Source organism: Sodalis sp. (in: enterobacteria), assembly GCF_051710625.1.
Classification (GTDB): Bacteria; Pseudomonadota; Gammaproteobacteria; order Enterobacterales; family Enterobacteriaceae; genus JBPESN01.
Genome location: NZ_JBPESN010000003.1, coordinates 79,073 through 103,456 on the forward strand (window position 1 = coordinate 79,073; position 24,384 = coordinate 103,456).

Below are 24,384 nucleotides of genomic sequence, written 5' to 3' on the forward strand. Positions count from 1 at the left end.
GGGGATATATCCCCGGTTTGGGCGCCATTGTCATTTTTTTCGAAATTGTTTGTGGAAAAGGCGGGGGGCGCCAGCCTGGCTTGGAAATAAGTTTTTTTTTTTTGGTGGGGCCCCCCCCCCCCCCCCCCCGGCATCAGGATCACCTGATCGTTATCCAGCTCTACCAACATCGTTGACGATGCTCAGGCTATTGGTCATGACGGTAATATTGTTGAACTGCGCCAGCCAGGGCACCATTTGCAACACCGTGCTGCCGGTGTCAAAAATCAGTGATTCGCCATCGTCGATAAGCAACGCCGTGCGCCGGGCTATCTGCCGTTTTTTGGCGATATTGATATGGGTTTTGCGATCGATGGGTTGATCGCCCTCTTCACGGCTGAGCACGACGCCGCCGTAGGTGCGGATAACGACGTTTCCCTCTTCCAGTTGGGTGAGATCTTTGCGAATCGTGGTGCCGGTGAGGGCGAAATGACCGGCGAGATCCTCAACGGAGGTCTTGCCGTGAAGCTGGAGATGGTCGATTATCGCGGCCTGGCGCTGCCTGGGTTTCATCATGACATCATTCCAAATGGAGTGATCCCTTGCCAAAGGTCCGCCACCGGCGGCGGTGAACTAATAAAAGCAAGAATGTTTTAAAATGAAAATATCATGATTTCGGTTCAATCGCTAATGCCAGGGCCGTTTGACATACCGGTTCCTGAGGATAGATCACAATCGGGTCAAGCTACTCGCGGTACAGATCTATCAGAGACGTTAACGGTTTCGGCCGTGCGAAAACCGTCATCCCGCGCAAAATGAACCCGCCGCGGACTTTGCCCTGACCGTCAAACGCCAGCGCCATCACCACCCGCGAGCGAAAACGTCCCGATGAGCGGCCGATGCCGACGTATCCCAGCCGTTACAATTGCGCCAACGCCTGATTAAAGCATTGCACTTGCCGCCAGCCGGGCGCAATCTGACCGGAGCAGGCGAGCAGGGCCAACGTAATTAACACCGAAGTCGGACTCATGCCGTCTCTCCTTGTAAACCCTTTCCCCGACGGACGTCGGGGAGGGCGGACATCAAAACATCACCTGTCCGCCGGTAATATTGATCAATTGACCGGTGCAGTAAGACGCTTTGTCGCTAGCGTAAAACAGCAGGGTATTCAGAACATCCTGATAGTCGCAGCACCGTTTTAGCGGTACCTTGTCGATGTAGTACTGCTCTACTTTCTCGACAGGGATCCCCAGCTTTTCGGCGTACTGCGGCAGCAGCGACTGGAACATGGGCGATTTGAGTAAATTGCCGAGCATCAACGAATGCACCGTAATCCCGTGCTCCGCCAAATCCAGCGCCAGCGATTGCGTCAGCCCCACGCCGCCGAACTTGGCGGCGCTATAGCCGGCATTGTCCTTACTGCCGACCTTGCCTTACCCGATTTCGAATTAATCTGGATAATACGTCCGGCGGTTTTATCGCGGTTCATCAGCCGGGAAAACTCGCGGGCGCACAGAAAATACCCCACCAGATTTACCTGTAGCGACAAATCAAAATCGTTCAGCCTGAACTGAGTAATCGGTGCCGCTTTTGCCACGCCTGCACTGTAAACCAGCAAATCGACCCGTCCTCACGCCTGATCCACCTGTTGCGCCAGTGAAATAACGCTCTGCTCATGGGTAGCATCCACCTGCCAACCGCGGGTAATCTCCCCCGTCCCTTGTTCATTCAGTTCTTGCGCGACCTGCTGCGCATGCTCCGCATGCAAATCGCCGACCGCAACGCGATATCCGGCCTGGGCCAACCCCCGGCATAAAAAGGCGCCCAGAGTTTGCCCACCGCCTACCACTACCGCTACCTGTCTCATTCCTACCTCCCGTATTAACACTTTTATGCCTGAATCGTCAGTTCACTGCCCCCCCGTAATATCTGCCGGTATGGCGCCGGCAACATGCACCGAGCCGGGAAATTCCGCCTGCCCAGCGCCATCAAAACGAACCGTGATATGCCCCAGCTCGCGTAAATTTTGCGTCGCCACCGCCCCCCACAGCGGTGATGGGAAACGTCCGATCGCCTAAAATCATCGCGCCGTCGAGCCGCAGCTCGCCCAGCGTTTCGCCGTGACGGTGGATGAAGCAAAACGCCTCGATATCCTCATCCTCCGGCGCGCCTTCCCGGAATAAAATCACCATGTTCTCCGCCAGCGACCCTCAGGCGTTCTCCCCGACGCAGGTAAAGGTGGTGCGACAAACCGTTTTCATGCCTACTCCTTTTTTCACGCCTTAATCAGTAAATAAAACTTGAGGCAGCCCAGGTTAGCAGTACCGTGGGCGCGTCGGTGAGAAAACGTCCCACCAGTATGGACGGTACGCCGACCCGGACGGTATCCTGCTTCGCCTCCGCCAGCGATAGCCCCACCGGGATAAAATCACAGGCGGCCTGCGCATTGATGGCAAACAGCGCTGGCAGGGCTAGATGCGGAGGGATATGCCCTAATCCGATTTGCACTCCCACCAGCACACCAATAACCCGGACTATCACCGCCCCCGGGCCGAGGAAGGGAGAAAGCAGCGGGAAAGAGCAAATCAACGCCAGCGTCACCAGTCCAATTGCGCTGTTGGCCAGGTGCGTTAATCCGTGGGCGATGAAATCCCCCAGCCCCGACGCCATGATGATGCCGATAAGGGCGGAGACGAAGGCCATAAACGGCAAGATTGTTTTCAGCACGGTATCGATGGTATCGCGCCCCGACTGGAAGAAAACGGCCACCACCGACCCCATCCCCATGCCGATTTTCGCCAGCAGTCCGTCGCTTTGTTCGGTAATTCTGCGGCTGCTGTCATAATCGCGGCCGGAAGAAGAAACCCCGTCGCCTGACCGCGGTCCCTCTGCCGCGCTGTCCGCGCGAACCACGGTGGCATCGGCGGCCCGCGCGTCCCCCCGGCGCGGCAGTGCGTGAGACCGGTTGCGAGCCGACGGCTCGGGTCAACATCGGCAGAGCCTCTGTTGTTCCGGCGGCGAAGGCAACCGTTGCCGCTCTGCTGGTCCGGCTGGATGTCTTTTACCCGCACGCCCGAGACATAAATGTCGGCAAGGATGTATTTCACCAGCGGCCGGATTGGCCGGTGCCGTGGATATTGATGGTGGGGATGCGGCGTTTTAGATAGATGCCACAGCGCCGCGTCCCGCCGCAATCAATCACCGCCGCGCCAATTTCCTCCGCCGGCGGTTCGCCTTCTTTAAAACCATCGACCGCTTGCCAGCCGGTCAATTCGCTTAGTCGGTCGACAATCGCCAGCCGTGTGCCGGCGGTAATGTAAACGATCTTCTTTCCCGGCGTGGCCTCAAGGAGCAGCGGGCCGCCCCAGCCACCCTCTCCTCTGACAATGCGTATCATGGTGCTTATGGTGCTCTCCTGAAATCAAAGCCGGACCTGACGGTCAAGCTGAATACCCATTTTGCGTTCAAAAATGGACGTGGTCAGATCAGTTATCCAACCGCGGAAAAAATTACTGCACAAACCCACCAGCAGATAGCTGACGGCCAGCGCCCCCAGCGGCAACCCAAGCATTGTCAGGCCGTTGGCGATCCCGAGATAAACGCACAGTTCGCCGGGATTGATGTGGGGAAACAGTCCATTCATCGAGTGGCAGCTGTAAGACGCCGCCGCATAGTAACTGGGCTTATATTTTTCCGGCATGGAAGCGTCCCAGACTCAGCGTCATCGGGGTACAAAAAACGATGGTGCCGATAAGCGGTAACAACAAATAACGCGACAGCGGATTGCTCGCACAGCGCTGCGCCAGTCGCTCAATACGCGCTTGACCGACGAACACAATCAGGGCGTTTATGATGACCAATAAACTGATGAGCAGCGGCAAAATGCCGGTCACCATGCCGACAAACACCGCCCCGCCTTTATGAAAGAGGCCGATGAACCACTCGGTTCCGTGGGTAATCACGTCAATCATTGCTTACTCCTTTCTGTACGGGTGTGTGGAAGCTCTACCTAGCAAAACACTATTGAACCGGAAGTGAATACATCCCGTCTAAATTGTTCTTTATTAAAAATTCGTCACAGTTTGAAAGAAGTATCTTTTATAATGAATTATTATATCTTTTCATTTTGACGTAGTCGGCCACACGGCCACAATGTCAGTACCGTTGTCAGGCCATCCCCAGGCTCACCTGTAGAGGCCTGGCGCGATTTAATTGAGAAAGTACCAAGCCGCCAAAATCGGCGTAGCGCCCGGTTCAGGCCCTATACGCATCAGGGGGAAGTTATGCTTTCCTTGAAAAAAAGAGCATCATAGGCTTTGATAAGTAAACGCTTTCGTTGCCCACTATAGCCGCCGCCCGGCATGAGGGCCTTAAAACGCTACAGGCACTGTTGAACTGGCGAGCGACGATGTTTCGACGGGCTCCGGTCACGCGCTCCAGGACATTGAGCATAACCATGACAATCCCGATAACCTCTTCCCTACCGATATTCGATGGCCACAACGACGCGCTGCTGCGCTTATGGCTTAGCGACAACAGCGATCCTGCCGCCGCTTTCGTGCACAGCACGGCCGAGGGTTATCTGGATTTACCGCGCTGTCTGCGCGGCGGTTTTGCCGGCGGGCTTTTCGCCGCATTCGTGCCGCTCCCCAGCTACATTGCCCGCCATGCCCCGGCCCGTGCGCTGCCCGAACGGGACGAAGACCTGCGCCCACCGAGGAGGAATCCCGCGCGATAACCTTTGCCCAGTTGCCATTTTGCGTCGCATTGAAACGGCTTCCGGCGGCCGCGCCCGTCTTTGCCGCGGCGTAGCGGATATTCGCCGGTGTATGGCGCAGGGCACGATCGCGCTGGTCATGCACCTGGAAGGTGCAGATGCGCTGGATCCTTCCCTGCTGCTATTGGAGGTGTTACATGACGCCTGGTTACGCCGCCTCGGTCCGGTCTAGAACCGACGCAACGCCTTCGGCACCGGCATTCAGGGCGGTTTTTCCGAGCGCCCCGCGGCCGGCGCCGGTTTGACCGCTGCCGGCAAACGCCTGATACAGCGATGCCATGCGCTGCATATCGTCGTGGATGTCTCCCATATGGATGAAACCGATTTCTGGCAAACTGCCGCGTTGGGCGATGCGCCGCTTATCACCACCTATTCCAATGCTTATGTTCTGTGCCGGCAGCCACGCAATCTGACGGATGCGCAGTTGGCGGTCATCCGCCAGGGCGGCGGTTTCGGTGGCGTTAATTTTGGCACCGCCTTTTTACGCGCAGACGGCAAACAGACCCCAGACACCCGGGTGGATGAAATCGTACGCCATATTGATTACTTGCTGGAAAAACTCGGCGAGGACGGGATCGGGCTGGGCTCGGACTTTGACGGCGTCAACGTGCCGGCGGGGGAACATGGCGGATGTGGCGGGGCTACCGTTACTGGCCGAGGCGTTGGCGCGTCGGCGCTATGATCGTGCGCTGCGGGAAAAAATCGCCTTTGGCAATTGGTTGCGTGTGCTGGAGCGCGTCTGGAAATGTTAACGAAAGGAATATTTTGTAAAAACACCATTAATGATCATCAAAAGTATTATGGTTATACTTCTTTTTGCCCGTGTGGCTGACGTCATCCACTACCGACAGGAGGAGAAACGATGAAGTGGACTAAACCTGATTTTATCGACTTACGCATTGGCCTGGAAGTGACGCTGTACATGTCCAACCGCTAATCTCCCCGGTCCACAGCACCCCTGTGGGCTTTTTTTCCTCTCACAGGAGTCTGCCATGCAGATTCGCATGCTGAGCACCGCGGCCGGCGGTGGTTTTCCCCAGTGGAACTGCAACTGCCGCAATTGCCGGCGCCAGCGCAGCGGTGAATTGAACGTCCCGTCCCGCACACAATCTGCTATTGCAATAAGCGACGACGGCCAGAACTGGGTGGTGTGTAACGTATAGCTGGATATCGCCCAGCAAATTGCCGCGACCCCGGCCTTACGCAATGAAAACGTTCTGCGCTACCCTGCCGTCGCCGCCATTATTCTCACCGACAGCCAGATCGATCATTGCGCCGGGCTCCTCAGCCTGCGCGAAGGTTGCCCGCACGATGTCCGGTGTACACAGGAGGTGTACGATGATTTGTGCGACGATTTTCCCATTTTCACCTTGCTTAAGCACTGGAACGGCGGTCTGCAACGTTACCCCATCGCGCTAGAGCAGCCGTTCGCGGTTACGGTGTGCCCGGCGCTGCGTTTCACCGAAATTGCGCTCATGAGTAACACGCCACCCTACTCGCGCTATCGCGACCGACCGCTGCCAGGGCACAATATCGCCTTGCTGGTGGAAGATAGCCGCAGCGGTAAACGGCTGTTTTACGCCCCCGGTCTGGGCGAACCGACCCCCGAGTTGCTTGCCTGGATGCGCAGCGTCGACTGCCTGCTGCTGGACGGCACGCTGTGGTCGGACAATGAAATGCAGCCCGCCGGCGTAGGCCGCCATAGCGGTCAGGAAATGGGGCGCTTGGCGCTTGGCGGTGAACATAGCTTGCTGGCGGTGTTCAGCGAGATGCCCGTCGCGCGCAAGATTGTTGTCCACATTAATAATACCAATCCCATCCTTGACGATGCTTCGCCAGAGCGCCAGCGCCTGACGTAGCAGGGCATCGAAGTGAGCTGGGAGGGTATGCATATCGAACTATAAAAATTGCTTATGGTTAAAACCCAAACCGCCCCGCTTTCCCCCGCAGAGTTTGAACAGGCGTTAAGGGATAAAGGCGGGTATTACCATATCCACCATCCTTACCGTATCGCCATGCATAACGGTCAGGCCACCTAGCCGCAGATTCAGGGCTGGGTGGCGAACCGATTTTACTATCAGGTGTCGATTCCGCTTAAAGACGCCGCCATCATGGCCAACTGCCCCGACCCTGCGGTGCGTCGGCAATGGATACAACGCATTTTGGAACAGGATGGCCAAGACGGTCACGAAGGCGGCATGGACACCTGGCTGCGGTTGGGCGAGGCGATCGATCTGGCGCCGGAGGAACTGCTATCGCAACGGCGGGTGCTGCCCCCGGTGTACGTTTCGCGGTGGCCGCCTACATCAATTTTGCCCGGCGCGCCATCCCTTCGTTTCACCGCGGCTTCCGCCTGCAGTGGGAAGCCGTGCGGAATTGCCATGTGGTGCTGTACCCGGAGGAGATGGTGAAGCTTAACGACAGCGCGACCGCCGTTCTTCTGCTGGTTGATGGCGAACGGCGGATTAGCGACATCATCGACCAGCTGCCCGTCCGTTTTCCCGTGGCGCAGGCTATCGACACCGACATCGACGAATTCATGCAGAGGGCGTATGAACAAAAATAGATCCTCTCTAGCGACTGAGGCGGCCACACAGGTCAACCCGCCGCTGTGGTTACTGGCGGAACTGACTTTTCGCTGCCCGTTGCAGTGTCCCTACTGTTCTAATCCGCTCGACTTTGCCCAGCATCAAGAGGAATTGTCGACCGCGCAGTGGATCGATGTTTTTCACCAGGCGCGGGAGCTGGGCAGCGTTCAGCTCGGCTTCTCGGGCGGCGAACCACTGATGCGTCAGGATTTGGACAGCCATATTGGCGCGGCATCGCAGATGGGGTTTTACACCAATTTGTTGACATCCGGCGTCGGCTTGACCGCGCGCGCCAATCCGATGGTGCTCAATTTCGTGCTGCATCGACACAATATCGATGACATCGATCGCATCATCGAACTGTGCTTGCAGTTGGAGGCCGATGACGTGGAGCTGGCGACCTGTCAATTTTACGGCTGGGCAAAACTCAATCGCGCTGGACTGCTGCCAACCCGCAAACAGATCGCACGCGCAGAGCAGGTGGTTTATCGTTACCGGACGCGCATTAAGGCCGAGGGCAATTTGACGCGGCTGCTGTTTATCACTCCCGATTATTACGAAGAGCGCCCCAAAGGCTGCATGGGCGGCTGGGGCGCGCTCTTTATGTGCGTCACGTCACGCCCGATGGCACCGCGCTGCCATGCCACAGCGCCAGACAACTGTCGGTGCAGTTCCCCTCAATGCGCGAACATCCGTTACGCCATATCTGGTATCACTCCTTCGGCTTCAATCGATTTCGCGGCCAGGACTAGATGCCCGAGCCGTGCCGCTTCTGCAATGAAAAAGAGAAAGATTTCGGCGGCTGTCGCTGCCAGGCTTTTCTGCTGACGGGCGATGCCGTTAATGCCGATCCGGGCTGCGCCAAATTGCCGCACCACGACAAAATTGTGGCCGCACGCGAAGAAGCCTACACCACCACGATTCGTATCGGCGAACTGCATTTCCGCAACTGGACCAACTCTGCGTCGTACGCCAAGCCGTGAGCGCAGAATCATGAGCGCGGCTCACGCCCTCTGTCGATTACCCAATGGCCTGACGGTGCGGGTGGTCAGTACGCCGAGCCCACCGCGAGCCGCCGCCCTGTTGACCGTGGCGGCCGGTAGCCATGACGAGCTGCAAGACTAGCCGGGTCTGGCCTATCTGCTGGAACATTTGCTGTTCAGCGACAACCAGCATCACCGCGGCGACGCGCGGCTGATGCCCTAGGTGGAAGCCGTCGGGGGCGCGGTTAACGCCAGCACCCACTTTTTTTTCGAGGGGGCGCCCCCCTGTTGGCGGACGGTGTCCGGCGACTGATGTCAATGCTGACATGGCCGTTATGGTCAGCGCAGGCGGCATGCGGGAAGTGGCGGTTATTGATGCGGAATACCGTGCCCGCCGCCACGACAGCGACACGCTTGTCGAGGCGGCGCTGACGTGGACTGTCGCCGACGGTCACCCGCTGCACCGTTTTTGCGCCGGTAACTTGGCTTCACTGGGCGGCGATCCGGTGGAATTGCTGCACGCCCTGCGCTTCTACCATCAACGTTTTCTTCACGCCGCCAATATGACGTTATGGCTGCAGGGACCGCAGAGCGAGAAAGCACTGCGCGCTATTGCCGACGCGTGCGCTAAAGGACTGCCCCGGCGGCCCCCTTGCCCATCTCGTGCCAGCCTGCCGCCATTGGTCTGGCGCTTGCCCTGCCCGTTAACGCTCTGCTGCCCCGCGATACCACGGCTGGTCCTGGCCTTTTTCCTGACCAATGCCTCCGAAGGGACGACCGTGCCGGCGCCGTTGTTTCGGCAATTATTACAGGATAAGGCCGCCGGTGGCCTGTTGGATCAACTGCGCGCAAGCGGGTTGTGCGACAGAGTGCAGCTATTACCCTGCGACCAAACCGTCAATCAGGGGATCGTGGCGCTGGTTTTTTCCCTGCTGCCGGGGGGATTGACGCGAGGTCAGGACATTGCCGCGTTGCTGCGGCAATGGCTGGCCGCCCTGCGCCGACAACACAGTCGTCTTTTCCCTGCGTGCACTAGGCGCGTGGGCTGGGCCTGCTTGACGCGCGGGTTATGTTGCAGCTGACTATCGCCGCCGATCTACCGGGCAAGAACGTGGTCAGCCAGGGATTCGCACTGCGGCTCGGCTATGGTGATGGCGCTGAACCAGGGCTCGCCGCCCAGACCCCGCCCGCGCACGCCGCCGCTGCGGACACTGTGGTGACTCCCCTCCCTGCAGGGTTTCCCGAGCAGCCCGAACCCGCTTTTCACTTTTACCCTTTTCCCGGCACGCTGGGTTTACCGCCATTACCCGCCCGACAGGTCAGGCTGCGGCGTCGGCCGGCGCCGCGCCGGCGCCGATGATGGGCGCACTGGCGGGCGCTATTGAGCGCCTGCGATCGTGGACGGCTGCCGAGTATCAACAGGGCCTCTCGCGTCGGCAGGCAGATCGGTTACAGAGGGAGGCCAATATACCGGCGCGCGCGCTGCTGCAGGCGCTGCTTTATGGTGGCGAGTCAACTCCACTGGCGCGCCTGCTTTCCTCCTTTCCCGGCAACGTAGTTCCCCCCAGCACGCCCGGCCGCGGCACCGCTGCTACTGTTTTGCCCACAGCCGGCGCGTCCGCCGTCCGCAGAAGCCGCCAGGCGGCTACTGGCGCTGCTGTATCAGCCGCGCTTCTTCCAGCACCTGCGCGTCGTTAAGCAAATTGGCTGTATTGTCAGTTGCCGTTTCCATCACGCCGCCGATCACAACGGCATTTTATTTCTGCTGCAATCGCCGCGGTATGACGCGCCGGCGCTGTACGCCCATCTCCAGGCCTTTTTGGCGGACATGATGTTCCTCCACCTTGGCTACGCTGTCCTCCGTCGCGCTGTCGACGCTCAAGGTATCGTTAACGCAGGCGCGGGCCCAGCGACCGGCGGATAATCTCGCGATGGCAAAGGCCTATTGGCGGGGAGATTGGCGGCAACGCCACGCGCAGCTGGCGCAGGCGGCGATGGCTATTAAGCCCCCTGGCGCTAGGGCGTTACCATCAGCGGTTGATGCGTGAAACGGTGCGCTGGTGGCTGCTCAGCAACCAGGCACCACCGGCCTGATGCCGCGGTAAGGACGACGGTGCGGGTTTTGCCGTAGTGTGGGGTGGCAATCATTTCTGGACTCTTAAGTTAAACGATGGGTTAGCCGGAAGCCCTTTAATGGCGCGGCTTACAGAGATTTTATAGATTCTGGACTCGTCGCAAAAAAAATGGGCAAAAAATGATTTTTTTGCACTAAATTTTAGACTCGAATGACTGTGGTTTGAGCAAATTTAAAGGTAGTTTAAACGCCTTTTGAGCATCCATTAGATATATGTAAATTAGGTTAAAAAATATTAGTAAATCATAAAAATAATGAAATGAGATAGATAATGGACTAATCTTTATTTAGGCCGATCCACTTTTCTTACAGTTTAAGTTTGCCACATCTTCTACTGCACACTTTTCAGATACTGCCCCCTTTTTAGCTTCGTGTAAAGCTATCAGACGTTCTTTTCCTTCTTTTGGAAGTTGGAGTAACAGACTATCTAAGTCATCTTTACGTCCTGATAACGCCAATACACCCTTTGCCCCTTCTTGCAAAAGCAGGCTTATTAATGCCTCTGAATATTTTTTATTCAGCGACTTATAAATTATATGCCAAGTAGCTTCTAAAGGATTTTCTATTAGGCTTTCCTCGTTAATCGACTGAATTTCGCTAGTTGAGGCCACTTCGTTTTGAGTGCATGATCAACCAAATGCAAGCCAGTCCAGGCTGACGTGTTTCTTATATGCAATGCCCTGCACCACTGTAAAAGATGGTTCTGCACCTCTAGTTAAATAGTTGTGCAATGTTGAGAAGGATAACCCTCATTCAGTTGCATCAGCTCTGGCGCTTCTATTACCTATAGGTCGTTTAAGGCGTGCGACAAAATTTTCTTTTCCATCCATATCAAAAGAAAATTAATTGTTTTCTTCTTTCTCATTTTCTTTTCTCTATAATTTATTGATTATAATTAATAAAATACAAAAATATCTCTCATATGGAGCGATCAGAAAAGAAAATTCATTATTTGCTTTACTTCTCTTAAGTTTGAGATGTCATTGCTGTATGGGTAAGCCCCATGACTTACCCGCATAATTAACCTTTTAGACTAATCGAATGATAGATAGAAATGAAGTGAATCATCGTGACTGGCACCGGATTGATATCCTGGCCTCCCTGCACAAGAAGGGGATCACCATGCAAGATCTTTCCCGCGGCGCGGGGCTGGCGGCCAGCACGTTAAAAAACGCGCTGTATCGTCCCTATCCCAAAGGTGAACGCATTATCGCTAATACACTCAATGTGGATCCGGCCAGCATTTGGCCGAGTCGTTATATGAGCAAGGCGTTGTAATTATATTTGTTACGGTGAGTGAGTCGGCTTACTCGGATTGCCTGGCACCTTGCAGGGACTTCGCTGGTCATTGAATAAGCGGACTGCAAATTCACCCGATTTAGTCCGTAAGCGTTCAGGCACCAAGACTTTCAAGTACCACATCGATTGTTTGCCGGAACAAACACGTGAGATTATCAAACAACGGCACTATAAATCCCTGATTGCGCCAATCCCCGGCCCAGCCAGGTGATGAGTCGGTCAAGCGCAGTACCACCATTAAGTCGCGCGATGCGCTGGCGATCATGCGTCAATGTCCGGCCCTGCTCGAGCGCAAGGTGCAGGCTCTGAACGATCAGCAGAAGCAGATTGCCGATGCGCGCATGATGTTGGCACAGGAAGTAGTCCGGTTACAGCAGGCCGGCATGACCCGCATTGCGGCGGTGACCTTTATCGTCGATGAGTCAAAGGCCGGCACATTGCCCGAGGCCCTGCAGCACGCCGCCACGCTGGCTAACTCCAAAAAGGGCCGCACCCGGCAAGGGGTGGGCAAAAGCAGCCTATACAGAAATGGGTAAGTCTCTATCTCAGCGCTGAGCGGCCCCAGGAGCGTCTGGCGATACTGGCTCCCGGGAAGCTGAAGAAGCACAGCGCCTCGAGGATATGACGTGGTTCTACGCCCTGTTCTGGCCGCATCATCCCCGCCCCTGTGGCCCGACGGTACTGGAAGCCTACCGCGCATTTCAGGCGGACTGGCAGAGTAAATACCATGACCAGCCTGTCATGCTGGCGGCCCTGCCGACCTACGACAAGGTCAATCGCATGGTCAAGCGGATTGCGCCCAACCGAAAGGTCAAGGGCCAGGTCACCGGCTCGGCGCGCAAGGCGTATCAGGTGTACCAGCAGCGGGATTGGGCGCAGATGCCGGTAAATGGCTGCTGGATAGCCGACGGCAAGTCGCTGAACATAAAAGTGGTGCATCCGATACACGGGCAGCCCTTTACCCCGGAACTGACTTTGGTGCTCGACGGGCGTACCCGCTATCTGGTGGGATGGAGCCTGTCACTGGCAGAAAACGCCATCGCGGTAGCGGATGCGTGGCGTTATGCCATCCAGCACCATGGCAGGCCGCTGTTTGCCTACTTTGATAACGGCGACGGCGAGACCAACAAGATGCTGGGTGCGGATATCACCGGGATTTTTCCCCGGCTAGGTATTGAGCATATTACCGGTATCCCCGGTAACCCGTAGGCGCGGGGCATTTATCGAGCGGTTGAACGGCGTGCTACCACGCAGGCTTGGCCCTGCGCTTTCAGACCTATAACGGGCTAAGCGCTGACCCCAACGGGGCGCAGGCGCCGGGGACATGCGCACCGCTCTGTGGCGCAGCGGGGATGTGGTGATAGGGTCGTTGCTGGCGCTGTTATTCATTAGTATTTACCCGCAGCGGGCGTTTATCCATTGGCGCATGTAGATGCGCTTTAGCCTGCTGGCCATCAGTAAAATTTATGCGGCGTACATCTCGCCCAATGTCATCGAGCGGCCTCGGCTGGAGGGCGTCTAAAGACCGTACTGAATGATGCCGTCAAAATCCGCGCGCTGCTGACGCCGGCAAGCAAAGAAACCGGCCTGCCAAAACCGGTCATGGAATCGATCCAAACACTGAGCCGCAATATAGTCTGCGTGCTGGAAATGCAGATAGAAGCGTGGTGGGCCTCGCGCGAGAGCCATTTTTTGTTGTTAAACGCGACGCCGTTGCGCAGCACGTAAATCAGAACCCTGCGGACGCTGGCCACGCTGGCGGAAAGCGTTGCGCGAGGGGAACCCCAAGCCAATCGTTGCCAATAGCGAGGAACTGGCCTCCATCGCGGCGGAGCTACACCAAATGCGGGATCAGATAAATCAGCGTCATCAGATTGAAGCACCGATTTATGGCTATGTGTGGCTGAGTCTGAAATTAGCTCAACAGCTGGAGCAGTTGGCGCAATTACTGTGTATCGCGCTTCGCCGGCCGATACCATAAGCGGCGCCGCGCCCCGGTAGGGGCACGAGGAGTAATAAGGCGTCCCCGTCCGTGCGCACAGATTTTTGCCGTCGCCAAAAAGCGGGTAGAATAGGGGGCATACCAAAATGGTACATAGCCGCTACTCTGTAAGCACGCAGCATTGCAAAGAATTTAACTATCAACTAAGCAAGGAAACTGAAATGGATCACATTAAGCCTTCATTCCACGATGTCCTGGAATTCGTGCGCATGTTTCGCTGCAAAAACAAGCTGCAGCGCGAAATTGCCGATAATGAGAAGAAAATCCGCGATAACTAAAAGCGTGTGCTGCTACTGGACAACCTGAGCGACTACACCGAATCGGGCATGTCCATTGAGGAAATCCAGGCGATTATTAGCAATATGCGCACCGATTACGAAGACCGCGTTGATGACTACATCATTAAAAACGCCGAGCTGTCGAAAGAGCGACGCGAGTTGTCAAAAAAACTGAAGGCGATTGGTGAAGTCAAGGCGCTCAATAGCGTGATTGATAAACAGCCTTAATCGCGGCCCAAGCCGCATTGCCTGTAGAGATAGCTTCAGCAGTCCAGGCGCTCCCCGGCCTTTTTTATCGATAAATATAGCCAATGACATATTGAGGTAATTAATTGCTAATCACTAAATATATATAGCTGATGCAGATAAATAAAATAACGCCGCGACGAAAATGATGATAGCATTATCACCTTGCCTGTTAGTTCAATCACTACCAAGGAGTGAGGACAGAGAATAATGGGGCTAAGTCACTGACTTAACTTATTGATTTATTATGAATCTCATTACTATTTTTTGTATCGATGACCGGGGCAAATGGAAGTTTCTGAGCCTGACAGGATTTTTACCAGTAAAAAAGGGCGGCAGCGGCGGCCTTGGTTCAAGGCGGATAAGTTCTCTCATGACCGTATATAAATATAATCCCGGTATAATATTACGTACGGTTGTATTAATATTTTTATTGGTGACAATACTTTATTGGCTAGGCAAATTGCCTGGTACATTATCACCTGCGGAAAAAAAGAGGAGGCAAGCCGTAATATGGTCGAAACGGCCCCCCCCCGCGGCGGAGCGCGCATTTGAGCAAGGGGGGGAGGAGGCGCTGGTTATTGCGTCTGGCGCAGGTCCGGCCTATTCCCATATACCGAATTATTCGCAGGGAAATGGGCAATTAGCCCATTGGCGCTGGGCGGAGATTACCCCTGTCGGCGTATGCTGTCAGAAGATGTATTGCCGACTAAAGCATAAGAAGATAATTTTTTTTAACCATATGAAAAAAATTCTGAAGCGCGAAATCAGGCAGATGCTAAAATCTAAGCGGCCAGATAAAGAAAATTAAAACAACGTACCGAATTAATTTTAAAATATTCTGCTAAATTGACACCGTTTACCGGTGCAGGTCATTTTTACGGCGTTAGTTTGGCGATTCGCGTCAAAGAGGAGCGACGATGCCGGCTAACGTGGGAACATTGTGTTTGCAGGTGGCGGCGTTGCGCTGCAAAAGCCACGCCCCCGGGGCACGCGACAAGCGGGGGGCGTCGCCGGCCGGAGATTAAGGCTGCAACACGGCTAGCCGCCGGATGGTTTGCGCAATAACCGCGGCGGACGCGTCAAATTGCCGCCGCTCCTATGGCGTAAACTCCAGCTTGATAATTTGCGCCACGCCGTCTTGCGACATCAGCTCCGGTACCCCGATGATCAATTCGCGCTGATCGTATTCGCCATCCAGCACGCAGGAAACCGGCAGCCGCGGTGGCTGCCGGTCAGAAGATTGCGGCAAATTTCGGCGATGGTGCCGGCGACGCCATACTCCGTGCAACCTTTCTGAGCGTAAATATCAAAGCCGGTTTTGCGGATGCGTTCGGCCAATGCGGCAAAATCCAGCGAGTGCCCGTTTTTGCCGCGGCTGAATTCTTCCAAGGGCATATACCGTGTACCGCGCAGTGGGACCACACCGGAAAATGGCTGTCGCCATGTTCTCCCACGATAAATGTATCGATGCTTTGCGGCGCGATATCCAATTCCTCTGCCAAGAGACGGCGAAGCCGGGTGCTATTCAGCCAGACCCCGGTGCCCAGCACGCGATGGCACGGCAGCCCCGACAATTTCCATACCTGATAGGTAATAATATCGCAGGGGTTAGTGGCGATAAGGAAAATGCCGCTAAAGCCACCCGCCATCATTTGCGACACAATTTGCCCGACGATGCCGGCGGTGGCGTCAAGCTCATCCTGCCTGGTCTGGCCCGGTTTCAGATTGCCGCCGGACACGGTAATAACGGCGATATCCACATCGGCGCAATCGGCCGCCCTGCGGCTGCTGACGGTCACGCGGCTCGGCATATAGGCCGCGGCGTCGGCCAGATCTTTGCGCTGACCGTCCAGTTGCGATGGATTAATATCCACTAGTATCAGCTCTTCGCCAATTTGCTGGTTGAGCAATGCATAGGTGGCCGAGGCGCCGACATTACCGGTGCCGATGATCATGACCTTGCGTGGGTTCATACAACATCCTCGTATTAATAATTGCGCTGACCAGGTAAACCCCGCGCTGGCGACGTCTCCCGACGTAAATGAACACTATCACTCTGAACAAAATGCTATTCTTAACGCGGCAGCTACGCCATAGCATGAGCGTGAGGGGAGCATAACGGCAATGTTTTTCGAGTACGGCAGCAAAGAAACCGACTGGCCAGCCAGGCGGGATAAGCGCATGGCGGAGGCCATTGCGCATTTCGGGGTGCTCCAGCGCGGGATGGTGCCAGATTTGTTTGCCACCCTGGTCAGAAACATCGTCGATCAGCAAATATCCACGAAAGCAGGCTCAACGGTTAACGCTCGACTCCTGGCGCTGGCAGGCGTCTTAACCCCGCAGCGGCTTGAGGCGCTGCCGGCGTAGGCGATTCATGGCTGCGTCATGTCGATGAAAAAAGCATTGTACATCAAAGGGGAGGCCAGCGCCGCCATGAGCGGTGAGCTTGACTTTGGCACGATTGCGCAGGCGTCCGATCAGGAGGTGATCGCCACCTTGTCCTGCTTACCGGGCATCGGGATCTGGACGGCGAAAATGCTGATGATTTTCTCCCTGGGCCGGCCGAATGTGCTGAGCTGGGGAGATTTGGCCATTCGCCGCGGCATCATGCATTTCTACCGCCACAAAACGCTGCCGCGGGAACGATTCGAGCGATATCGCCGCCGCTACACGCCCTACAAGTAGCGTCGTTTTATTTGTGGGCGATGTCGACGCCGGACTATGCTGCAGGGTGTGCGGCAAGGAAATCTGCGGTGCTTTGAAAAAGGGCGGCGCGGCCTATGGCCAGCGGCAAGAGCTGACGTGAGACTAGGTTGCAGAGGAATTCGCGCTCATCATGCCGACGCGGCACCGCAGCGGGGAACTAACGGCATGGAGGCGGGTCTATTCTGGTCTGGTAGGATCGACGCAAGGTCGGCAAGAGAGAGAGGGCTGCGCCACAGTGGGGCGGTGCGGACCGCACCGGTGTGCACCGGGTGGTCCGCTGACGGGTCAGGCGCTAAGCCAGCCCAGCTTGATAACAAACAGAACCGACAGCACAATCAGTGCCACGTTCAGATCGCGATAGCGACCGGTCAGCAATTTCACCAGCGTCCACCAGGTGATAAAACCGAAGGCGATGCCGTTGGCAATCGAGTACGTCAGGGGCATTGTCAGGGCTGTTACGGTGACCGGGGTCGACACGGTGATATCTTTCTAGTTAATTTCCGCCAGGCCGGAGGTCATCAGCACCGCGACAAACAGCAGCGCCAGCGCGGTGGCGAAAGCGGGCACGCTTGAGGCCAGCGGAGCGAAAAACAGGCTGAGCAGGGACAGGATACCGACCACAACCGCCGTCAAACCCGTACGGCCGCCAGCGCTGACGCCTGCGGCGGATTCAACATAGCTGGTGGTGGTGGAGGTGCCCAGGAGAGAGCCAAATAAGGCCGCGGCGATGTCGGCCACCAGCGCTTTGCCCATTTTAGAGATATTGCCCTGTTCATCCGCCAGGCCGGCGCGTTTGGTCACCCCGATAAGCGTGACGGAGTTGTCAAAGACGTCCACGAACAGGAAGGCGAAGATCACGCTCACCAGCGAAATGTCTAAGGCGCCGCGGATATCCAATTGCAGGAAGGTCGGCGCGATTGACGGCGGCATGGAGACCACGCCGGCAAAGGGACAAGGTCCACCGCGATGGACAGAAAAGTGATCGCCAGGATACCGATTAATACCGCGCCCGGGACCCGCTGGGCTTCCAGTACCACGATAACAATGAAGCCCAGCATAGCCAACAGCGGGCCAGGCTGGGTGAGATCACCCAGGCCGACCAGCGTCGGCGGATTATCCACTACGATGCCGGCCCCCGGCAGCGCGATGATAGCCAGGAATAGCCCAATGCCCGCTGCGATCCCCGAACGCAGCGGCAAAGGAATGCTGGTGATGATCCATTCGCGGATTTTGAAAATTGACAGCGCAAAGAAAATTAACGCCGACAAGAACACCGCACCCAACGCGATTTGCCAAGTGTAACCCATGTGCAGGACCACGGTATAGGTAAAAAAGGCGTTCAGCCCCATTCCGGGCGCCAGCGCAATCGGGTAGTTGGCGATGAATCCCATCAGCATGGAGCCAATCGCTGCCGCAAGGCAGGTGGCGACAAACACCGATCCCTTATCCATGCCGGTGGCGCTGAGGATCGTCGGATTAACGAACAAAATATAAGCCATTGCCAAAAAGGTCGTCAGGCCCGCGACAATCTCGGTGCGTACCGTGGTGAGGTGGCCCGTTAATTTAAATAATTTTTCCAACATGTGTTTTAATCTCTGAGAAGATGTCTGCACTGCCCAAGCAATCGTTATGCCACTCTTCTGACACCGGCGCAGGACAGAAAAAAACCCGATTAAGGGTGATTAATCAGGTTCTCAACGGGCATGAAAGTCCCGCAGGCATTAACGCTCAGCGCGGAGGCGATAATGCGGTGCGGCAGTGTCACCCTGCTGGTGGCGAAGCACCAAATCAGGGCAAGCGCCCCGGCCTGGCCGGGGTGGCGGCGGCGGGTGACTGACATGCCGGAGCGGTCATATCATATCGCCGGTAACGCTTAACGTCGATCATATTCTCCGCCACGACAAGATATTCTGCCGTCGCACATGGCCCACGTCCCCGGCGGCAACGCAGAGCGGCGGCATGGGCAGACCAACTCCCGTGACGAAAGCGGCAGCGGGGGTAGCTCAGCTCCCGTGACGAAAGCGGCAGCGCGCTAAAGGACAGGCCGCTGACCTAGAGAGTCTCCAAGGCAGGTTCTGGTGCGCAAGCATTGCGCTCCGCGCCAGGATCCAGCGCAGGCGGGCTACCGGTAATAGCACCGCGCCGCTCCAAGCCGATAAAGAGGCGGGGGCGGCGAGACGAGTGTTACAGCATTCCGGGTTTGAACTGACCGCACCGGTTGATGATATTCCCCGCCACCATAAACACACTTTCGCCGGTATAATGCAGCGTCTGCAGGTGTTGCGGCCGCGCGGCGACATGGGCTTTCACTATCTTGAAGATAAAAAAATTGTAGCGGTCCACCAGTTGATCATCAAACAGGCGGCACTCGAAGCAGGCGTGATATTCAGCGATGAGCGGCGCGCTGACCCGTTCTGCCTTCAGCTGTGTCAGATCATTTTCCTGGAATTTATCCACCTCGGCGCCGTGGCTGTTACCTATCTTCACCACCTTATCGGTCAGGTCGGTGGTGGGCAGATTGATAACGCATTCGCCGCTGTCCCGCACCAGAGAGAAACTGTGATTACCGGCGGCAATAACACAGCCCAGCAGCGAAGGGGAAAATTCCAGCATCGTATGCCATCCCAGCGTCATAATATTGTCCTGCCTCGCGGCAATGCGAGGAGAGCAGCACGATAGGACCCGGTTTCAGATATTGACGCGCTTTTTCCGTTAGGAAATCCCGTTTGCGGCTGTTTATCGATAGTCTCTCCGGCTCGGGTGGGGATGTTCTACTTCGCGGCTTGCCTGTCGGGACGGCGAGGCCGCGTCGCATCTTACGCGAAGGCGGTGGCATCTGCAGCCCTTTCCAGCGATTAACCGCGCTGCCGATATCAACCGCAGTCGGCGTCGCACGACGCTACCTTTTATGAACTGATAAGTATAGATCATTTATCCGGCGACGATGACCTCGGTCAATACCCGGTTTAACGCCTGGAGCGTCGGTTTGTCCGCCGCGGCCTTATCCGTTATCAGCAACGCAATACCGTCCGGGTGGCGTAAACCGCGCGGCTGGTGACGCCAAGCTTGCCATGGGTCCGCCAGCCAGAATAACCAGTCGGGCCCGCCCGCTGCGCCATCCATTGCTCGCGCCACTTCGGCCTCCTGAAGGCCATAGCTGCTGGCGCCTTCGCGCGCATCAATACCGACCGGCGACAGCATGGCAAAATCCGCCCGATAGCGATAGATACTGGCGATTGCGGTAGCACCGATGATCGCATGTCCGCCGGGCGCCAGTTCACCGCCGATAAGCGTTACCTGATGCGGGCAGGGCGCGCGTTCACCGGCCGTCGTCAGTCTGCGCACGGCGTCAAGACTATTGGTCAATATGGTCAAATCGGCCATGGCGTTCAATTTCTCCGCCAGCATCGTAGTAGTACTGCCGGCGTCGAGAAACAGAGCCTGTCCTGACGGCAAGCGGCGGCTCCGACGCCGGTCTGACCGCCACTGCGCCACCGTGAACCCGCCGCAGTATCCCCTGCGCTTCCAGTGCAATGATGTCCCGCCGCGCGGTTTCGCGGGAAATCCCCCCCGCCTCGCTGATACGACCTGTCGTGATGCGATCAAGCGTTGCCAGCAGCGCGCTAATCCGATAAAGACGGGTTTCTTGAAGCATTGTCAACCTCAACCGATGGCAAATTGCGCCAATAATGCGCGTAAAGTAAAGGAGATATTCCTAGGTACGGAACAGCGCTCATTATGGCAAAGTTGCCTCAATGGGCAAAGCGTCAATGTGTATTTTGTTGCATTTGTGGATTTTATTGCATTTTCCGCTAAGGCGTTCATCATGAGAGGCGCAATGTCTGTCTGGCGCCTGGAAGGGAGGCCCCCCCCCGGGCGATGCCGGCAACAGGTTTACGGCCTTTAAAGGAAAGCATTATGGCGTCACGTTCAACGATTATGAATACCAACAGCTATCGCGCGGAGTACGTGGCAAAATTGGATCCCAACGCCCGGCGATTGACCGAGTGACGTAGCAAACTGCTGGGTGAATCCTACCGGCTGTTTTATCGCAAACCGGTGCATCTGGTGCGCGGCAGCGGGCAGTATTTGTGGGATGCTGCGGGTCGGCAATATCTGGACGTCTATAATAATGTGCCAGTATCGGCCATTGCCACCCGGCGGTGATTGACGCCGTCTGTCAGCAGATGCGCCAGTTAAATACCCAAATCCGCTATCTGTCATGAAACTATATTGGATTACAGCGAACAGCTTTTGGCTACCCTGCCAGCAGAAATCGATCGCGCCATGTACATGTATATCGGTTCTGAAGCAAACGATTTGGCCATACGGGTCGCTCGTGCCTGGAGCGGCGGAATGGGGATCATTGTCAGCTGTGAAACCTATCACGGCACCAGCGATCTGATCTCCGGCGCCTCTCCGGCGGTGGGTAGCGGCCAGCCGCTGGCGTCGATGACACGGCTGGTGGCGCCAGCGGACCGTTATCGCGTTGATGCGCCGGATTTGGGCCATTGGTTCGCAAACGAGATTCAGCGGCAAATTGATGATATGACGGCGCACGGTATTAAATTTGCCGGTCTGCTGGTGGATTCCATCTTCTCGTCAGACGGCGTCATGGTTGGCCCGCGCGGCTTCCTGCAGCAGGCGCTGGAGGTGGTGCATAACAACGGCGGGATTTTCGGTTTAGCCTGGTTTCGCCCGTACCGGCGAAGCCTTCTGGGGCTTTAGCCGGCACGGTATCGTGCCGGATATCGTGACCATCGGCAAACCGATGGGCAATGGTATGCCCGTCTCCGCCCTGCTGGCCAAAAGCGAGGTGCTGGCGGCAGAAATATTCCTGCGTGGGCGACATGCGCGGCGCGGGGTGGTTCATTGGTTTTAAGCTGGTGAGCGATCGAGAGCGTAAAACGCCGGATAAAGCGTTGGCGCTGGAAGTCATTGAGGCCTTGCGCGAACGCTTTGTATTGGCGTCCGCCGCTGGCGTTCCAGCCGGGGGATATCGACTGGCTGGTGGGCGCGCTGGACGGGGCTTGGCAGATAGCTTGCATTGCAACGCGCCCGGCGAGAGCGCGCCTGACGGCAGCTCACACTTATCGCGCCGGGCAGTAATGCCGGCTTGCATTATTGCCGGCGTGCAGCATTAGCGCCGGGCCGTAATGCTGGCGTGCAATATCACCGGCGCTGTTGGCGATTGTGCCCCGACTGGGGGAGGTTCGCCCGCAAACCGAACGGGCACACAACGCCTCCTTAGGCAACGCCCCCACGCTAGGGTCCGGCAACGCTCAGTAACCGGCGTCTTGTCGCCGCCGGCAAAAACATTCAGCGCTGTGGTCGTTTACTATCCCGACGGCCTGCATCCAGGCGTAGACGGTTGTTGGCCCGACGAATTTGAAGCCCCTTTTTTTCAGCGCCACCGAGATCTGCGCTGAAAGCGGCGTGGAGGCGACCTGCGTCACCCCGTCGCCCTCCAGCACCCGACCATTGGTGAAATGCCGGCAAAAGTCGCGGAATGATTCCCCTTGAGCTGCCATCTGGCAATAGATGCGGGCGCCGGTGATCGTGGCCTCAATCTTCGCGCGGGCGCGGATAATGCCCGGATTGCCCAGAAGACGTTGCACGTCATGTTCGGTAAACGCGGCAACCTGGTGCGGATCAAAGCCGCGAAACGCTTCGCGAAAAGCGGCACGTTTACGCAGCACGGTAATCCAGGACAGGCCGGCTTGGAACCCTTCAAGCATCAGCATTTCCCATAGCAGACGATCGTCATGCTGCGGCACGCCCCATTCGGTGTCGTGATAATCGCGCATGAGCGCATCATTGCGTGCCCAAGTACAGCGCGGCAGCGCCGGGTCCCACGCCGTCATTTTCGCCTCCAGGTATGATCAATGTGTTGTTTGGGATCATACCTTGAAAGACGCGGCATGGGCGAGTGCCGCAACAGTTCTCTTTCCAGGCTGCAACAGTAATTCCAAACATGACGTCATGCGTTCATCATTGGTATATCAAGGCATCGCCATGCCGCCGGTTCTTTCCGGTCGTCGCGATAATCACATGATATTTCGCGCCGCCCTGGTCTGCTTTCTGGGCAATATTATGCTCAAGGTGATCTAAAGTGGCGTCACCAGTGACGCTAATAGTGCCGCGCGCCTGTTTATTTACGGCTTTCTAGCGGCTAATCGGCTCTGCGGAAAAAGTCGGAAGGCTCAAACCGGCCAGCAATAGCGACGAAATAAATAATAAAGATTTTTTCATGAGGGGGTGTCCTTTGTGGATTAATATTGGCGAACCCAATTGAGGATCGCTGTAAATGAAAGAATTCGATATTATCAGAGGAATAACGTTTAGCGAAAGAAAAAAATGTGCGGCGTCCGTTTAATAAAAAATACCGCCCTTGCTGGCGTTAGCCCTCCAATGCCGACGACGCATAGCCGCTAGCATCGAGCCGGGAAGCCAGGCGTGCAAAGTGCTTAATCCATTATCATTTCTATAAAGTAGTGAAAGCATGTATGCTATTCCTTTCCGGGTATAGCGGGGAAATATTCTGCCAGAAGTTAGGCTGAAAGGCAAGAATACCTCTTTTTTATACTGCTGCTTAAAACATTCCTAAAATTACGTAAATATTTTGTCGGTAACCGTAGCGGTTATTGTCGAATGCATTCCCGATGTAAATATAACACCTTATAAAAGCGCGTCCGTGTTATTGACATTAATCTACTACTGAGTTGCTTATTTGTTTAACTCTCTATCAGTTTGATGCTCGTTTCTTTACTGAACGAGGCATCGTGCCGACGGCAATAATGTAACGATTTTTATTAGCTACTGGAAATACTTCTACCTCAGCCGGTAATGACCCGCCGGACGTCTTGAATCAGGGCGCAAAGAAGAGACTGTGTTTTGGCTTGAGGTTGGCGGCAACGCTGTGAAAAAGCCTGCGGCAATTTACTTGATGAGGGGTTACAGGCAACTTCTTTGCTGGTGTTACCTACGTGCAGGGTAATGGCATAGCGGCTTGCTCTGAGCGCTACTGTAGCGATGCAAAATATTCTGGACTAATTTGTAGACAATTCTAGACTCCCTTAAAATAAAAAATGGTTATTTTAGACAGTTCAGAATTGTGTAGTGGCACACTGAATTTGGCCACCTAAACAGAGGTGATATGCTCACCTCAGAACAACACGGGTGCACCAATGAAAAGAAGAAATTTTAGTCCTGAATTCAAACGCAAATCCGCTCAACTAGTTGTCGACCAAAATTACACCGCTGCGCAAGCAGCAAAAGCCATGGACGTCGGTTTTTCTACGATGACGAAATGGGTAAAACAACTGCGTGATAAGCGACAGGGGAAAACGCCAAAAGCCTCTCCCATAACCCCGGAACAAATCGAAATAC

The 24,384-nt window shown here is 55.9% G+C and carries 15 protein-coding genes and 17 pseudogenes; 18 read left to right on the forward strand and 14 right to left on the reverse strand.

What is annotated here, in order from left to right; genetic code table 11:
- The 6 pseudogenes from ACTBDU_RS02075 to srlA form a co-directional block, all read right to left on the reverse strand.
- A pseudogene (locus tag ACTBDU_RS02075) lies at positions 1-552 on the reverse strand (DeoR family transcriptional regulator); the annotation flags it as partial.
- 94 nt (positions 553-646) lie between these two features.
- A pseudogene (locus ACTBDU_RS02080) lies at positions 647-1,009 on the reverse strand (transcriptional regulator GutM).
- Positions 1,010-1,061: 52 nt separating this feature from the next.
- A pseudogene (srlD, locus tag ACTBDU_RS02085) lies at positions 1,062-1,846 on the reverse strand (sorbitol-6-phosphate dehydrogenase).
- 42 nt (positions 1,847-1,888) lie between these two features.
- Positions 1,889-2,183: pseudogene (locus ACTBDU_RS02090) on the reverse strand (PTS glucitol/sorbitol transporter subunit IIA).
- Between the two features lie 82 nt (positions 2,184-2,265).
- Positions 2,266-3,376, reverse strand: a pseudogene (locus ACTBDU_RS02095) (PTS glucitol/sorbitol transporter subunit IIB).
- 24 nt (positions 3,377-3,400) lie between these two features.
- Positions 3,401-3,950, reverse strand: a pseudogene (srlA, locus tag ACTBDU_RS02100) (PTS glucitol/sorbitol transporter subunit IIC).
- 485 nt (positions 3,951-4,435) lie between these two features.
- On the opposite strand from srlA, the pseudogene ACTBDU_RS02105 reads away from it, so the two are divergent.
- The 8 genes and pseudogenes from ACTBDU_RS02105 to ACTBDU_RS02140 all read left to right on the forward strand — a co-directional run bounded on the left by ACTBDU_RS02105 (position 4,436) and on the right by ACTBDU_RS02140 (position 9,409).
- Positions 4,436-5,508: pseudogene (locus tag ACTBDU_RS02105) on the forward strand (dipeptidase).
- A gap of 110 nt (positions 5,509-5,618) precedes the next feature.
- Positions 5,619-5,693 (forward strand): pyrroloquinoline quinone precursor peptide PqqA, encoded by a 75-nt coding sequence (gene pqqA, locus ACTBDU_RS02110; protein WP_071882068.1) that lies wholly within the window; start codon positions 5,619-5,621, stop codon positions 5,691-5,693.
- 55 nt (positions 5,694-5,748) lie between these two features.
- A pseudogene (gene pqqB, locus ACTBDU_RS02115) lies at positions 5,749-6,615 on the forward strand (pyrroloquinoline quinone biosynthesis protein PqqB).
- A gap of 54 nt (positions 6,616-6,669) precedes the next feature.
- A pseudogene (locus tag ACTBDU_RS02120) lies at positions 6,670-7,082 on the forward strand (pyrroloquinoline-quinone synthase PqqC); the annotation flags it as partial.
- A complete protein-coding gene (pqqD, locus tag ACTBDU_RS02125) occupies positions 7,062-7,322 on the forward strand; it encodes a pyrroloquinoline quinone biosynthesis peptide chaperone PqqD (protein WP_438805397.1) in 261 nt (86 codons plus the stop codon). The pseudogene ACTBDU_RS02120 and the gene pqqD, both read left to right, overlap by 21 nt.
- A pseudogene (locus ACTBDU_RS02130) lies at positions 7,309-8,327 on the forward strand (radical SAM protein). Before pqqD ends, ACTBDU_RS02130 begins: the two are co-directional and overlap by 14 nt.
- Positions 8,328-8,337: 10 nt before the next feature.
- A complete protein-coding gene (locus tag ACTBDU_RS02135) occupies positions 8,338-8,469 on the forward strand; it encodes a hypothetical protein (protein ID WP_438805380.1) in 132 nt (43 codons plus the stop codon).
- A 184-nt stretch (positions 8,470-8,653) separates the two neighbouring features.
- On the forward strand, positions 8,654-9,409 hold the full coding sequence (locus tag ACTBDU_RS02140) for an insulinase family protein (RefSeq protein ID WP_438805381.1): 756 nt from the start codon (positions 8,654-8,656) through the stop codon (positions 9,407-9,409).
- Positions 9,410-9,423: 14 nt separating this feature from the next.
- Here the strand turns inward: ACTBDU_RS02140 and ACTBDU_RS02145 are convergent, their stop codons facing one another.
- Entirely contained in the window at positions 9,424-9,594 is a 171-nt protein-coding gene (locus ACTBDU_RS02145) for a hypothetical protein (protein WP_438805382.1), read from the reverse strand.
- Between the two features lie 435 nt (positions 9,595-10,029).
- Between ACTBDU_RS02145 and ACTBDU_RS02150 the strand changes: the two genes are divergently transcribed.
- Positions 10,030-10,251, forward strand: a complete 222-nt coding sequence (locus tag ACTBDU_RS02150) for a hypothetical protein (protein ID WP_438805398.1) — start codon at positions 10,030-10,032, stop codon at positions 10,249-10,251.
- 497 nt (positions 10,252-10,748) lie between these two features.
- Here ACTBDU_RS02150 and ACTBDU_RS02155 read toward each other — a convergent pair whose 3' ends face one another.
- On the reverse strand, positions 10,749-11,072 hold the full coding sequence (locus ACTBDU_RS02155) for a hypothetical protein (protein ID WP_438805383.1): 324 nt from the start codon (positions 11,070-11,072) through the stop codon (positions 10,749-10,751).
- A gap of 430 nt (positions 11,073-11,502) precedes the next feature.
- Here ACTBDU_RS02155 and ACTBDU_RS02160 point away from each other — a divergent pair, with 430 nt between their 5' ends.
- From ACTBDU_RS02160 to ACTBDU_RS02185, 6 genes and pseudogenes are all read left to right on the forward strand, one after another.
- Complete coding sequence (locus tag ACTBDU_RS02160; protein WP_438805384.1) at positions 11,503-11,739, forward strand: helix-turn-helix domain-containing protein; 237 nt, start codon at positions 11,503-11,505, stop codon at positions 11,737-11,739.
- 203 nt (positions 11,740-11,942) lie between these two features.
- A complete protein-coding gene (locus ACTBDU_RS02165) occupies positions 11,943-12,296 on the forward strand; it encodes a hypothetical protein (protein ID WP_438805385.1) in 354 nt (117 codons plus the stop codon).
- 85 nt (positions 12,297-12,381) lie between these two features.
- Entirely contained in the window at positions 12,382-12,969 is a 588-nt protein-coding gene (locus ACTBDU_RS02170; RefSeq protein WP_438805386.1) for a hypothetical protein, read from the forward strand.
- Positions 12,970-13,528: 559 nt separating this feature from the next.
- A complete protein-coding gene (locus tag ACTBDU_RS02175; RefSeq protein WP_438805387.1) occupies positions 13,529-13,741 on the forward strand; it encodes a hypothetical protein in 213 nt (70 codons plus the stop codon).
- Positions 13,742-13,923: 182 nt separating this feature from the next.
- Positions 13,924-14,268: pseudogene (tmaR, locus tag ACTBDU_RS02180) on the forward strand (PTS system regulator TmaR).
- A 265-nt stretch (positions 14,269-14,533) separates the two neighbouring features.
- Positions 14,534-15,097, forward strand: coding sequence for a hypothetical protein (locus tag ACTBDU_RS02185; RefSeq protein WP_438805388.1), 564 nt, complete (start codon positions 14,534-14,536; stop codon positions 15,095-15,097).
- Positions 15,098-15,388: 291 nt separating this feature from the next.
- Here ACTBDU_RS02185 and ACTBDU_RS02190 read toward each other — a convergent pair.
- A pseudogene (locus ACTBDU_RS02190) lies at positions 15,389-16,262 on the reverse strand (L-lactate dehydrogenase); the annotation flags it as partial.
- A gap of 151 nt (positions 16,263-16,413) precedes the next feature.
- Between ACTBDU_RS02190 and ACTBDU_RS02195 the strand changes: the two are divergent.
- Positions 16,414-17,051, forward strand: a pseudogene (locus ACTBDU_RS02195) (DNA-3-methyladenine glycosylase family protein).
- 229 nt (positions 17,052-17,280) lie between these two features.
- On the opposite strand, the pseudogene ACTBDU_RS02200 reads toward ACTBDU_RS02195, so the two are convergent.
- The 3 pseudogenes from ACTBDU_RS02200 to ACTBDU_RS02210 all read right to left on the reverse strand — a co-directional run bounded on the left by ACTBDU_RS02200 (position 17,281) and on the right by ACTBDU_RS02210 (position 20,650).
- A pseudogene (locus ACTBDU_RS02200) lies at positions 17,281-18,578 on the reverse strand (NCS2 family permease).
- A 601-nt stretch (positions 18,579-19,179) separates the two neighbouring features.
- Positions 19,180-19,735, reverse strand: a pseudogene (locus tag ACTBDU_RS02205) (flavin reductase family protein).
- A gap of 191 nt (positions 19,736-19,926) precedes the next feature.
- A pseudogene (locus ACTBDU_RS02210) lies at positions 19,927-20,650 on the reverse strand (DeoR/GlpR family DNA-binding transcription regulator).
- A 263-nt stretch (positions 20,651-20,913) separates the two neighbouring features.
- On the opposite strand from ACTBDU_RS02210, the pseudogene ACTBDU_RS02215 reads away from it, so the two are divergent.
- A pseudogene (locus ACTBDU_RS02215) lies at positions 20,914-22,104 on the forward strand (aminotransferase class III-fold pyridoxal phosphate-dependent enzyme).
- A 173-nt stretch (positions 22,105-22,277) separates the two neighbouring features.
- On the opposite strand, the gene ACTBDU_RS02220 reads toward ACTBDU_RS02215, so the two are convergent.
- A complete protein-coding gene (locus tag ACTBDU_RS02220) occupies positions 22,278-22,859 on the reverse strand; it encodes a DNA-3-methyladenine glycosylase I (RefSeq protein ID WP_438805389.1) in 582 nt (193 codons plus the stop codon).
- Between the two features lie 127 nt (positions 22,860-22,986).
- Positions 22,987-23,130: a DUF1471 domain-containing protein gene (locus ACTBDU_RS02225; protein WP_438805399.1), complete on the reverse strand. Its 144-nt coding sequence runs from the start codon at positions 23,128-23,130 to the stop codon at positions 22,987-22,989.
- A 1,052-nt stretch (positions 23,131-24,182) separates the two neighbouring features.
- Between ACTBDU_RS02225 and ACTBDU_RS02230 the strand changes: the two genes are divergently transcribed.
- Positions 24,183-24,384, forward strand: a 202-nt coding sequence (locus ACTBDU_RS02230) for a transposase (RefSeq protein ID WP_438805390.1), incomplete at its 3' end; no start/stop codon positions are given.

Coding starts and splice junctions, on each gene's coding strand:
- ACTBDU_RS02135 (WP_438805380.1), top strand. CDS start 8,338: ATGAGCGCGGCTCACGCCCTCTGTCGATTACCCAATGGCCTGACGGTG.
- ACTBDU_RS02140 (WP_438805381.1), top strand. CDS start 8,654: ATGGCCGTTATGGTCAGCGCAGGCGGCATGCGGGAAGTGGCGGTTATT.
- ACTBDU_RS02160 (WP_438805384.1), top strand. CDS start 11,503: ATGATAGATAGAAATGAAGTGAATCATCGTGACTGGCACCGGATTGAT.
- ACTBDU_RS02170 (WP_438805386.1), top strand. CDS start 12,382: ATGACGTGGTTCTACGCCCTGTTCTGGCCGCATCATCCCCGCCCCTGT.
- ACTBDU_RS02185 (WP_438805388.1), top strand. CDS start 14,534: ATGAATCTCATTACTATTTTTTGTATCGATGACCGGGGCAAATGGAAG.
- ACTBDU_RS02220 (WP_438805389.1), bottom strand. CDS start 22,859: ATGACGGCGTGGGACCCGGCGCTGCCGCGCTGTACTTGGGCACGCAAT.